This window comes from Microbacterium tumbae (genome assembly GCF_054780175.1).
Map to the genome: position 1 here is coordinate 419024 of NZ_BAAGWV010000002.1, position 11933 is coordinate 430956.

The 11933-nt window shown below is 69.2% G+C and carries 8 protein-coding genes and 1 tRNA gene; all 9 read right to left on the reverse strand.

Annotated features, from left to right (window positions below; genetic code table 11):
- Positions 1-17: 17 nt before the first annotated feature.
- A tRNA-Leu gene (locus tag ACYVGQ_RS09305) sits at positions 18-100 on the reverse strand.
- 89 nt (positions 101-189) lie between these two features.
- Positions 190-1638 (reverse strand): pyruvate kinase, encoded by a 1449-nt coding sequence (gene pyk / locus ACYVGQ_RS09310; protein ID WP_460784344.1) that lies wholly within the window; start codon positions 1636-1638, stop codon positions 190-192.
- 53 nt (positions 1639-1691) lie between these two features.
- Complete coding sequence (locus ACYVGQ_RS09315; RefSeq protein ID WP_460784345.1) at positions 1692-3158, reverse strand: glutamate synthase subunit beta; 1467 nt, start codon at positions 3156-3158, stop codon at positions 1692-1694.
- Positions 3151-7728, reverse strand: coding sequence for a glutamate synthase large subunit (gene gltB / locus ACYVGQ_RS09320; protein ID WP_460784346.1), 4578 nt, complete (start codon positions 7726-7728; stop codon positions 3151-3153). The genes ACYVGQ_RS09315 and gltB overlap by 8 nt, the downstream gene beginning before the upstream one ends.
- Positions 7729-7816: 88 nt before the next feature.
- On the reverse strand, positions 7817-8842 hold the full coding sequence (lgt, locus tag ACYVGQ_RS09325) for a prolipoprotein diacylglyceryl transferase (RefSeq protein WP_460784347.1): 1026 nt from the start codon (positions 8840-8842) through the stop codon (positions 7817-7819).
- A gap of 10 nt (positions 8843-8852) precedes the next feature.
- Positions 8853-9659 (reverse strand): tryptophan synthase subunit alpha, encoded by an 807-nt coding sequence (trpA, locus tag ACYVGQ_RS09330; protein ID WP_460784348.1) that lies wholly within the window; start codon positions 9657-9659, stop codon positions 8853-8855.
- Positions 9656-10867, reverse strand: a complete 1212-nt coding sequence (gene trpB, locus ACYVGQ_RS09335; protein ID WP_460784349.1) for a tryptophan synthase subunit beta — start codon at positions 10865-10867, stop codon at positions 9656-9658. Before trpB ends, trpA begins: the two co-directional genes overlap by 4 nt.
- On the reverse strand, positions 10864-11676 hold the full coding sequence (trpC, locus tag ACYVGQ_RS09340) for an indole-3-glycerol phosphate synthase TrpC (RefSeq protein WP_460784350.1): 813 nt from the start codon (positions 11674-11676) through the stop codon (positions 10864-10866). The genes trpB and trpC overlap by 4 nt, the downstream gene beginning before the upstream one ends.
- Positions 11676-11906: an HGxxPAAW family protein gene (locus ACYVGQ_RS09345; RefSeq protein ID WP_460784351.1), complete on the reverse strand. Its 231-nt coding sequence runs from the start codon at positions 11904-11906 to the stop codon at positions 11676-11678. Before ACYVGQ_RS09345 ends, trpC begins: the two co-directional genes overlap by 1 nt.
- Positions 11907-11933: the final 27 nt, after the last annotated feature.

Sequence of the window (11933 nt, forward strand, 5' to 3'; positions counted from 1 at the left end):
CGGGCTCGAGAGAGAGGTGCCGGCGGTGGGACTCGAACCCACACGCCCTTTCGGACAAAGCATTTTGAGTGCTCCGCGTCTGCCATTCCGCCACGCCGGCCCACAGACGAGCGTATCGCACGCCTCGACCACGGATGCGCGCCGGAGAGTCCCCTGCGGGACCCGGCGCGCATCCGGAGGAGGGAGGTGTCAGACGCCCGTCTTGTAGACCGGAGCAGCACCGCCCACGGCATCCCCGACCTTGTGGACGCGGATGTCATTGGTGGAGCCGATGATCCCGGGAGGGGATCCGGAGATCACGACGACCTTGTCGCCTTCCACGGCCAGGCCGTTCTTCAGCAGGTAGTCATCGACCTGCAGATACATGAGGTCGGTGTGCTGGACGACGTCCACGAGCGTCGAGTGGATCCCCCACGTCAGCGCCATGCGACGGCGGATGCCGGGCTCCGGTGTGAAGGCGATCATCGGGATGCGCGAGCGCAGACGGGACAGGCGACGGGCCGAGTCTCCGGACTGGGTGAACACGCAGAGGTACTTGGCGTCCACGAAGTCGGCGACCTCGAGCGCGGCCAGTGTGATGGCGCCGCCCTGCGTGCGCGGCTTCGCCGTGAGCGGCGCGATGCGCTCCAGACCGTGCTCCTCGGTCGACTCGACGATGCGGGCCATGGTCTCCACGACGACGATCGGATACTCCCCCACACTCGTCTCTCCGGAGAGCATGACGGCGTCGGCGCCGTCCAGGACGGCGTTGGCGACGTCACTGGTCTCCGCGCGCGTCGGGACGGGGCTCGAGATCATCGACTCCAGCATCTGCGTGGCGACGATGACCGGCTTGGCCATGCGACGGGCGAGCTCGACGGCGTGCTTCTGCACGATCGGCACGGCCTCCAGCGGCAGCTCGACGCCCAGGTCGCCGCGAGCGACCATGATGCCGTCGAAGGCGTCGACGATCTCCTCGAGGGCGTCCACCGCCTGCGGCTTCTCGATCTTCGCGATGACGGGGACCTTGACGCCCTCCTCCGCCATGATCTCGTGCACGCGCTCCACGTCGGCGGCATTGCGCACGAACGAGAGCGCGATGAGATCGGCGCCGATGCGCAGGCCCCAGCGGAGGTCGGCCTCGTCCTTCTCGCTCAGGGCGGGGACGTTCACGGCCACGCCGGGGAGGTTGATGCCCTTGTTGTTCGAGACGGCGCCGGCGACGATGACTCTCGTCGTGACGACCGTGCCGTCGGTCTCGACGACCTCGACGCGCACCTTGCCGTCGTCGATCAGCAGGAAGTCGCCGGGCTTCACATCCTGCGGGAGCCCCTTGAACGTGGTGCCGCAGATCTCGCGGTTGCCGATGACGTCCTCGGTGGTGATCTTGAAGATATCGCCCTCGGCGAGCTCGTACGGGCCTGCCTCGAACTTGCCCAGGCGGATCTTCGGTCCCTGCAGATCGACGAGGACGGCGACGGCCCTGCCTGCATCGTCGGCGGCACGACGCACGTTGGCGTAGTTCGCGTCGTGGACGGAGTAGTCACCATGGCTGAGGTTCAGCCGGGCGACGTCCACCCCTGCCTCGATGATGGCCCTGACGTTCTCGTAGGAACTGGTCGCAGGGCCGAGGGTGGCGACGATTTTCGCGCGTCTCAACAGAATTCTCCAGGGTAGAGAGGAATGGAACTGGCGACGATGCCTGGCTCAGCCTACGCGGGCTGAAGGCCGATCGCGACATCGGTCGGACGGACCGGTGCGGGCAGCACGGTCTCGCCCATGAGGAAGCGGTCGACGCTCGCGGCCGCGGCGCGGCCCTCGGCGATCGCCCACACGATCAGCGACTGGCCGCGACCGGCGTCTCCGGCGACGAAGACGCCGGGGATCGTCGACTCGTAGGCGTCGTCGCGCTGGAAGTTCCCCCGGTCGGTCACCTGCGGGCGGGTCTCCTCGGTGAAGCCGTCCTGCTCCGGACCGGTGAAGCCCATCGCGACCAGCACGAGGTCAGCGGGGATCTCGCGCTCAGTGCCGCTCTTGGGCACCCGGCGGCCGTCGACGAACTCGGTCTCGGCGACGCGCAGCGCGCGGACCTCTCCGGCCTCGTTGGAGAGGAACTCCACGGTGGAGGCGAGGAACATGCGCTCGCCGCCCTCCTCGTGCGCCGACGAGACCTCGAACACGGTCGGCGTCATCGGCCACGGCTGGTGGTCGGGACGCACGTCGCCGGGCTGGCGGCCGATGGCGAGGTTGGTGACGCTGAGCGCGCCCTGGCGATGCGCGGTGCCGATGCAGTCGGCGCCGGTGTCGCCGCCGCCGATGACGACGACGTGCTTGCCCTCGGCGGTGATCTGGTTCGGGACCTTGTCCCCGGCGACGACGTGGTTGGACTCCACGAGGTACTCCATCGCGAAGTGCACGCCGTCCAGGTCACGGCCGGGGATGGCCAGATCGCGGGGAACCGTCGAGCCGGTCGCGATGACCACGGCGTCGTAGCGGGCGCGGAGGTCTGCCCAGGAGATGTCCTTGCCGATCTCGACGCCGGCGCGGAAGCGGGTCCCCTCCTCCTGCATCTGGCGAAGACGTGCCTCGACCTGGCTCTTCTCCATCTTGAAGTCAGGGATGCCGTAGCGCAGCAGGCCGCCGATGCGGTCGTCGCGCTCGAACACGGCCACCGTGTGACCGGCGCGGGTCAGCTGCTGCGCGGCGGCGAGCCCGGCAGGACCGGAGCCGACCACGGCGACGGTCTTGCCCGTCAGGCGCTCCGGCGGCTGCGCCTCGACCCAGCCCTTGGAGAAGGCCTCGTCGATGATCGAGACCTCGACCTGCTTGATCGTGACGGCGGGCTGGTTGATCCCCAGAACGCACGCGCTCTCGCACGGCGCGGGGCACAGCCGCCCGGTGAACTCCGGGAAGTTGTTCGTCGCGTGCAGGCGATCGATCGCCGAACGGCCCTCGCCGCGCCAGGTCAGATCGTTCCACTCCGGGATGAGGTTGCCGAGCGGGCAACCGGCATGGCAGAACGGCACGCCGCAGTCCATGCAGCGCCCTGCCTGGCGTCGCAGCACCGCCTTGTCGCCCGGTTCGTAGACCTCTTTCCAGTCCATGATCCGCACGGGGACGGGGCGACGGGCGGGAAGCTCCCGCTCCGTCACCTTCAGAAAGCCCTTGGGGTCAGCCACCGGTCACCTCCAGGATCCGGTTCCAGATGACGTCGCCGTCCGGGTCGAGCCCGGCCGCCTCCGCCTCCTGGCGCATGTTCTGCACCGCGGCGTAGTCCCGCGGAAGCACCTTCACGAATTCGGCCGCGACGGTGTCGAAGTCGGCCAGGATGTCGGCAGCCAGAACGGATGCCGTGCGCTCGAGGTGCTCGCCGATCAGGCTCCGCAGCACCTCGAGGTCCGCGCGGTCGAGCGGCTCGAGTCGCAGCTCGCCGCTCTCGCGGGACTGCGCGTTCACCTTCTCGGTCGCAAGACCGCGGACATAGGCGACGCCTCCGGACATGCCGGCGCCGAGGTTGCGTCCGGTGGATCCGAGAATCACCGCGACGCCTCCGGTCATGTACTCGAGCGCGTGATCGCCCACGCCCTCGACGACGGCTGTCGCACCGGAGTTGCGGACGAGGAAGCGCTCGCCGACGACGCCGGAGATGAACATCGTCCCGCTCGTGGCACCGTAGCCGATCACGTTGCCCGCGATCACGTTCTCCTGCGGCACGATCCTCGAGCCGCGCGGCGGGCGGATCGTGATGTCTCCCCCGGAGAGCCCCTTGCCGACGTAGTCGTTCGCGTCGCCTTCGAGGCGCAGGACGATGCCGGACGGCAGGAACGCCCCGAGCGACTGGCCCGCGGTGCCGTGCAGCGTGATGTCGATCGTCTCGCGGGCGAGGCCGTCGGCGCCGAAGCGCGACGTGACCTCGTGGCCGAGCATCGTCCCGACCGCGCGCTCCGTGTTGCGGATGGGCAGTTCGATGACGATCGGAGCGCGGTCGGTGAGCGCCTCCTGCGCCATCTCGATCACGGGGACGTCGAAGTGCTTCTCCAGCTCGTGGTCCTGCTCCCGTGCTCCGCGGCGCGGCTCGGACGCCGGGAAGACCGGGCCCTCCAGGATCGGCGAGAGGTCGAGGCCGTCGGCCTTCCAGTGCTCGATCGCCGCGTTCGTCTCGATGAGGTCGCTGCGGCCGATGACCTCGTCGAGCGATCGGAAGCCGAGCTCCGCGAGGATCTCGCGCACCTCCTCCGCGATGAACTCCATGAAGTTGACCACGAACTCGGGCTTGCCCGTGAAGCGCTCCCGCAGCACCGGATTCTGCGTCGCGACGCCGACCGGACAGGTGTCCAGATGGCAGACGCGCATCATGATGCATCCGCTCACGACGAGCGGCGCGGTCGCGAATCCGAACTCCTCGGCGCCCAGGAGCGCGCCGATGATCACGTCGCGGCCGGTCTTGAGCTGACCGTCCACCTGCACCACCACGCGATCGCGCATGCCGTTGAGCATGAGCGTCTGCTGGGTCTCCGCGAGGCCCAGCTCCCAGGGAGTTCCCGCGTGCTTGAGCGAGTTCAGCGGGCTCGCGCCCGTGCCGCCATCGTGGCCGGAGACCAGGATGACGTCGCTGAGCGCCTTCGCGACGCCCGCGGACACCGCGCCGATGCCCGACTGGCTGACCAGCTTGGTGTGGATGCGGGCCCCGGGGTTCGCACGCTTCAGGTCGAAGATCAGCTGCTTGAGATCCTCGATCGAGTAGATGTCGTGGTGCGGCGGCGGCGAGATGAGGCCGACGCCGGCCGTCGCGTGACGCGTGCGAGCGACCCAGGGGTAGACCTTCCCCGGAGGCAGCTGACCTCCCTCGCCGGGCTTGGCGCCCTGGGCGAGCTTGATCTGGATGTCGTCGGCCTCGGTGAGGTACTGGCTCGTCACGCCGAAGCGTCCGGACGCCACCTGCTTGATCGCGCTGCGGCGCTCGGGGTCGACCAGCCGGTCGGAGTCCTCGCCCCCTTCGCCGGTGTTCGACTTGCCGCCGATCCGGTTCATGGCGATCGCGAGCGTCTCGTGCGCCTCCCGGGAGATGGAGCCGTAGCTCATCGCCCCCGTCGAGAAGCGCTTGACGATCTCGCTCACGGGCTCGACCTCGTCCAGCGGGACCGGCTTGCCGCCAGGATGCAGCGTGAACAGGCCGCGCAGGGTCTTCAGCTCCGCGGCCTGGTCGTCGACGAGCTTCGTGTACTCGCGGAAGATGTCGTAGCGGCGGTTGCGCGTCGAGTGCTGCAGACGGAACACCGTCTCCGGGTTGAAGAGGTGCGGAGAGCCGTCGCGGCGCCACTGGTATTCGCCGCCGGTCCACAGGCGCTCATGCACGCGCGCGGCCGCGTCCTCCGGATAGGCGTAGTCGTGGCGGGCCTGGTTCTCGGTGTAGACCTCTTCGATGCCGATGCCGCCGAGCTTCGTCTCGGTCCCGGTGAAGTAGGCGTCGACGAACTCCTGGCCGAGTCCGACGGCCTCGAAGACCTGCGCTCCGGCGTAGGAGGACACCGTGGAGATGCCCATCTTCGACATGATCTTCAGCACGCCCTTGCCGAGCGCGTAGATGAGGTTGCGGACCGCCTTCTCGGGGGTGACCCCGGTGACGAAGCCGGTGCGCACGAGATGTTCAACGGTCTCCATGGCCAGGTACGGGTTGACCGCCGAGGCTCCGTAGCCGATCAGCGTCGCGACGTGGTGCACCTCGCGGACGTCGCCGGCCTCGACGATGAGTCCCACCTTCATACGGTTCTCGCGGCGGATCAGGTGATGGTGGATCGCGGAGACCATGAGCAGCGACGGGATCGGGACGAGGTCCTTGTTCGAGTCGCGGTCCGACAGGATGAGGAACTCCGCGCCGTCCTCGATCGCGGCATCGACCTCCGCGTACATCTCCTCGAGACGCCGCGCCAGGGACTGGGAGCCCGCATCGAAGTGGTAGAGGCCGCGGATCATCGCGCTCCTGCGGTCGGGCAGCGCCTTGTCGATGTGCCGGATCTTGGCGAGCTCGTCGTTGTCGATGACCGGGAAGTCGAGCGTCACGGTGCGGGTGTGCTCCGGCCCCCAGGTCAGGAGGTTCCGCTCCGGGCCGAGGCCGAGTCTCAGACTCGTGACGACCTCTTCGCGGATCGAGTCCAGCGGCGGGTTCGTCACCTGCGCGAACTGCTGGGTGAAGTAGTCGAAGAGCAGGCGAGGACGCTTGCTGAGCACGGCGATGGGCGTGTCAGATCCCATCGCGCCGAGCGGCTCGACGCCGTTCTGCCCCATCGGGGCGAGGAGGATCCGGACCTCCTCCTCGGTGTAGCCGAAGGTGCGCTGGCGCCGGGTGATGGATGCCGGGGGGTGCACGATGTGCTCCCGCTCCGGCAGCTCGGCCAAGCGCACCGATCCCTCATCGAGCCACTCCTGCCACGGGTGCAGGGTCGCGAGATGCTCCTTGACCTCTGCATCCTCGACGATGCGCCCAGCGGTGGTGTCGACGACGAACATCTTGCCCGGCTGCAGGCGCCCGCGGCGCTTGATGCGCTCCGGCTCGAACTCCAGGACGCCCGTCTCGGACCCGATCACGACGAGCCCGTCCGTCGTCTCGGTCCAGCGACCGGGTCGGAGCCCGTTGCGGTCGAGCGTCGCGCCGACGAGAGTGCCGTCCGTGAAGATCAGGGCCGCGGGGCCGTCCCAGGGCTCCATCTGGTTCGAGTGGTACTCGTAGAAGGCGCGCAGCTCCGGGGAGATGTCGGTCTGCTTCTCGTACGCCTCCGGCACCATCATCATGATGGCGTGCGGCAGGCTGCGGCCCGTGAGGGTGAGAAGCTCGAGCACCTCGTCGAAGGAGGCGGAGTCGCTCGCCCCGTCCGTGCAGATCGGCAGGAGCGGCTTGATGTCGCCCAGCAGCTCGGACTCGAGCTGCGACTGACGCGCCCGCATCCAGTTCCGGTTGCCGCCGACCGTGTTGATCTCGCCGTTGTGCGCGAGCATGCGCAGCGGCTGGGCGAGCGGCCAGGAGGGGAACGTGTTCGTCGAGTAGCGGGAGTGCACGACTGCGAGCTCGCTCGCGAAGCGCTCGTCCTGCAGATCGGGATAGAACGGCTCGAGCTGCAGGGTGGTCACCATGCCCTTGTACCCGAGCGTGCGGCTGGAGAGCGAGACGAAATAGGCGCCGAACTCGTGCCCTGCGCGCTTGCGCAGCCGGTAGGCGACGCGATCGAGCTCGATGCCGGACAGCGCGGGCCGGTCGCCGGCGGCCGGGCGGGAGACGAACAGCTGCTCGAAGGCGGGACGGGCCTCGTCGGCGAGCTTTCCGAGGTGCTTGTTGACCGTCGGCACGACGCGCCAGCCGAGGACCGTGAGTCCCTCCGCGCGGGCGATCTTCTCGACGCCGGCCTTCTGGGTGCGGCGCTCGCCCGCGTGCAGGGGCAGGAACGCCAGACCGGCCGCGTACTCCCCCACCGGGGGCAGATCGAAGTCCACCACCGCGCGCAGGAACGCGTCGGGCATCTGGGTCAGGATGCCGGCGCCGTCGCCGGTTCCGGCGTCGGAGCCGATCGCCCCGCGGTGCTCGAGGTTGCGCAGCGCCTCGAGGGCCTGCTCGATGATGTCGTGACCTGCCGTGCCGCGCAGGGTGGCGACCATGGCGAGACCGCAGGCGTCCTTCTCGAAAGCCGGGTTGTACATCCCCTGCTTGGCAGGGAACACCTGGCCGACGGGGGTGTGGGCGGGGGCGCTCGATGGCATGCGTACCGTCCTCAGTTCTTCAGATGACACCGGGGACGACGTCGGCCCGCTCGTTCAGTGCGATGGTTCCTCACTCGACGAGGAGGCGTTATCGGGAGCCGTCCTCGCTCGTGGGAGCGGTGCTTGTGGCGGTGGCTCCTGCGGTGACTTCTTCTGCCGGAGGCTCGCTCACGTCCACGAAGTCAGAGGGATTGTCCTGCGATTCTACATCAGCATCGAGGTCCTTCCGGCTTCGTCCCGGCACGTACGGAGAGCTCTCCCGACCGGTGTGACGACGACTCTGCACGGCGAGGATCACGATGCCGACGATGACGCCGAGGATCGCCGCCCAGACGTTGCTGCGCAGCCCGAAGAAGATCTCGCTGGGATCGATGCGGATGGACTCCCACACGATGCGGCCCGCGCTGTACCAGATCAGGTACACGGCGAACAGCCTGCCCCACTGCAGCTGCAGCTTTCGTCCGATCCAGAGCAGGACCAGCACACCGAGGCCGTTCCAGATCACCTCGTACAGGAACGTGGGGTGGAACAGCGTTCCTTCGGCGAGTCCAGGGGGGAACGCGGCGTTGTCGGACTCGATCTCCAGACCCCACGGCAGGTCGGTGGGCAGACCGTACAGCTCGTGGTTGAACCAGTTGCCGAAGCGTCCCATCGCCTGTGCGAGGAGGAGGCCAGGGGCGAGCGCATCCGCGAACGTCCAGAACCGGATGCCGGTCCAGCGGCAGCCGAGCCACGCGCCGACCGCGCCGCCGATGAGGGCTCCGAAGATGGCGATGCCGCCTTCCCAGATCGCCCAGACCGAGCCGTACTCGAACGGGTTCCAGGTGTTCAGCCCCTCCCCGAAGTAGTCGTTCGGGTGGGTGAGCACGTGGAAGATGCGCGCGCCGATGATCGCGAGGGGGACCGCGAGGATCGCGATGTCGATGACCACCCACGGCTCCGCGCCGCGCTTGGTGAGGCGGCGATTCGTCATCAGCACGGCGACGATGATGCCGGCGATGATGCAGAGCGCGTAGTACCGGATCGGCAGCGGGCCGAGATCGAAGCCGTTCGACGGCGGGCTCGGGATGCTGGTGAGCACGCCGGTGAGGGTGCTGTGGAGCGCGAGGGACATGAGTGCGATTCTAGTTTCTCTCAGCGGCCGCGGCGGTCAGCGCCGTGCCGGCGGCCAGGGTGCGGGTGGTCTCGGCCAGACCCTCGAGTCCTCCATCACGGAGGGCCCTCACCAGCGCGGTGCCGACGATCGCGCCGTCCGCGTATTCCAGGACGGCGGAGATCTGCTCCGCCGTGGAGATGCCGATGCCGACGCAGGCGCGACCGACGCCGTGCTCGCGGAGCCGGCCGACGAGCGTGCGGGCGGCCTTGTCCAGCGCGGCCCGCTCTCCCGTGATCCCCATCGTGGAGACCGTGTAGACGAAGCCCGTCGAGGAAGCCGTGACGAGGTCGAGACGCGCGTCCGTGGAGGTGGGAGCGGCGAGGAAGACCCGGTCGAGGCCGGTCCGCTCGCTCGCGGCGATCCACTCGGCCGCCGCCTCCGGTGTGATGTCCGGCGTGATGAGCCCGGCAGCTCCGGCGGCGAGCAGGTCGTCCGCGTAGCGGTCGACGCCGTACTGCATGACGGGGTTCCAGTACGTCATCACGAGCACGGGGACATCGGTCGCCGCGGTGATCGCCCGCAGCGCCTCGAACAGGTGCGCGGTCCGGTAGCCGGCGGCCAGGGCGGCCTGGGTGGCCTCCTGGATGAGGGGCCCGTCCATGACGGGATCGCTGTAGGGCGGACCGAGCTCGATGACGTCTACGCCGTTCTCGGCGAGCGTGACGGCGGCGCGGATGCTGGTCTCGAGGTCCGGATAGCCCACGGGCAGATATCCCACGAAGGCGCCGCGGCCCTGCTCGTGCGCACGCAGGATGGCCGCCTCGACCCGGCTCATCGGGCTTCCTCGCTCTCGTCGTAGAGGTGGAAGTAGGCGGCTGCGGTGTCCATGTCCTTGTCGCCGCGACCCGATAGGCAGACCGCGATGAGCCCGTCGGGGCCGACCTCCCGGCCGATGCGCAGGGCGCCGGCCAGGGCGTGCGCGGACTCGATCGCGGGGATGATTCCCTCGGTGCGGCTGAGCAGGCGCAGCGCCTGCATCGCCTCGTCGTCCGTGGCGGGGATGTACGAGGCGCGTCCGATGTCGGCGAGCCAGGAGTGCTCGGGGCCGACGCCGGGATAGTCGAGGCCGGCCGAGATCGAGTGCGACTCCACCGTCTGGCCGTCTTCGTCCTGGAGGACGTAGGTCCGCGCGCCGTGCAGGACGCCTGGACGCCCGCGCTCGATGGACGCGGCGTGCCTCGGCGTGTCGACGCCGTCGCCGGCGGCCTCGACGCCGTACAGTTTCACGTCCGCGTCGTCCAGGAAGGCGTCGAACATGCCGATCGCGTTGGATCCTCCGCCGACGCAGGCGACCACGGCATCCGGAAGCCGCCCCGCCGTGTCGAGGAGCTGCGCGCGCGCCTCCTCGCCGATGATCTTCTGGAAGTCGCGCACCATCGCCGGGAACGGATGCGGGCCGGCGGCGGTCCCGAAGATGTAGTTCGTGGTCTCGACGGTCGCGACCCAGTCGCGATAGGCGTCGTTGATCGCGTCCTTCAGCGTGCGCGATCCGCTCTTGACCGCCACGACCTCCGCGCCCAGCAGGCGCATTCGCGCCACGTTGAGCGCCTGGCGCTCGGTGTCGACCTCGCCCATGTAGATCGTGCAGTCCAATCCGAACAGGGCAGCGGCGGTCGCCGTGGCGACGCCGTGCTGACCCGCGCCGGTCTCTGCGATCACGCGGGTCTTGCCGAGCCGCTTCGTCAGCAGCGCCTGGCCGAGCACGTTGTTGATCTTGTGGCTGCCGGTGTGGTTGAGGTCCTCCCGCTTGAGGAAGATCCTCGCGCCTCCCGCGTGCTCCGCGAAGCGCGGGACCTCCGTCAGCGCCGACGGCCGCCCCGCATAGCTGCTCAGCAGCTCAGCGAGCTCGGCGCGGAAGGAGGGGTCGGCGATCGCGTCCTCGTAGGCGATCGTCAGCTCGTCGATCGCGGCGATGAGCGACTCCGGCATGTAGCGCCCGCCGAAGTCGCCGAAGAACGGGCCGTGCTCGTCGCGAAGGCTCATGCGGTCTCCTTCCGATCGCTCCGCACGTTGCGCTCCCCCGCAGCGAGGAAGCTCTGCAGGCTTGCGACGGGATCCCCCGTGACGAGCGCCTCGCCGATCAGGACGACGTCGGCGCCCGCCGCACGGTAGTGCGCGACGTCGGCGGGTGAGAGCACCGCGGACTCCGCGATCCTCGTCGTGCCGTCCGGGATGCCGTCCACGAGCCGTCCGAACAGATCGCGGTCGAGCTCGAGCGTCTTCAGATCGCGCGCGTTCACGCCGATGAGCGGTGCGCCGAGATCGACGGCCGCAGCCACCTCGTCGGCGGAGTGGGTCTCCACGAGCGGCGTCATGCCCAGCTCGGTGATGAGTGAGAACAGCTCGGTGAGCACCCGCGGCTCGAGACCGGCCACGATGAGCAGCGCGAGGTCGGCGCCGGCGGCGCGCGCCTCGAGCACCTGGTACGGCGTGGCGATGAAGTCCTTGCGAAGGACCGGCAGGCCCACTCGTGCGGTCACGGCCTCCAGATCCGCCAGGCTGCCGCCGAAGCGGCGCTCCTCGGTGAGGACGCTGATCGCGGAGGCGCCCCCGGTCTCGTAGAGCGAGGCCTGATGGGCGGGGTCGGGGATCTCCGCGAGGGCGCCGCGGGAGGGACTGGCCCTCTTGACCTCCGCGATGATCTTCACCCGGGCCGCGGGCGCGAGCGCGACGACCGCGTCCCTGGCCGCCGGACGGGAGAGCGCGGCCTTCTCGACGTCGGCGAGGGATCGCGTGAGCGCACGACGCTCCGCGTCCTCGACTGCGCCGGCCGTCAGGTCGGCGAGAACCACTAGTGCCCCTTCGGGGTGTACTTGGGGCCCTTCACGCCGTAGCCGACCTTCGAGAGGATCGGGCCGAGCAGCGCTCCGACGGCGACGATCCCGACCGAGACCCACACGAAGAGCGGCTGTTCGAAGCAGAACGCGACGGTGCCGGCGGTGATGCCGAACAGCATGACCACCACAGCGGTCCAGGCGGCAGGCGAGTGTCCGTGGCCGGGGTCTGCGATGGGGTTGCTCATGGGGAATCCTCCGAGGTCGGTTGCTGC

Excerpts from the sequence above, each read along its gene's own strand:
- trpA (WP_460784348.1), bottom strand. The coding sequence starts at position 9,659 with ATGAGCCGGGTCGAGGCGGCCATCCTGCGTGCGCACGAGCAGGGCCGC.
- trpB (WP_460784349.1), bottom strand. The coding sequence starts at position 10,867 with ATGAGCCTTCGCGACGAGCACGGCCCGTTCTTCGGCGACTTCGGCGGG.
- ACYVGQ_RS09345 (WP_460784351.1), bottom strand. The coding sequence starts at position 11,906 with ATGAGCAACCCCATCGCAGACCCCGGCCACGGACACTCGCCTGCCGCC.
- lgt (WP_460784347.1), bottom strand. The coding sequence starts at position 8,842 with ATGTCCCTCGCGCTCCACAGCACCCTCACCGGCGTGCTCACCAGCATC.
- gltB (WP_460784346.1), bottom strand. The coding sequence starts at position 7,728 with ATGCCATCGAGCGCCCCCGCCCACACCCCCGTCGGCCAGGTGTTCCCT.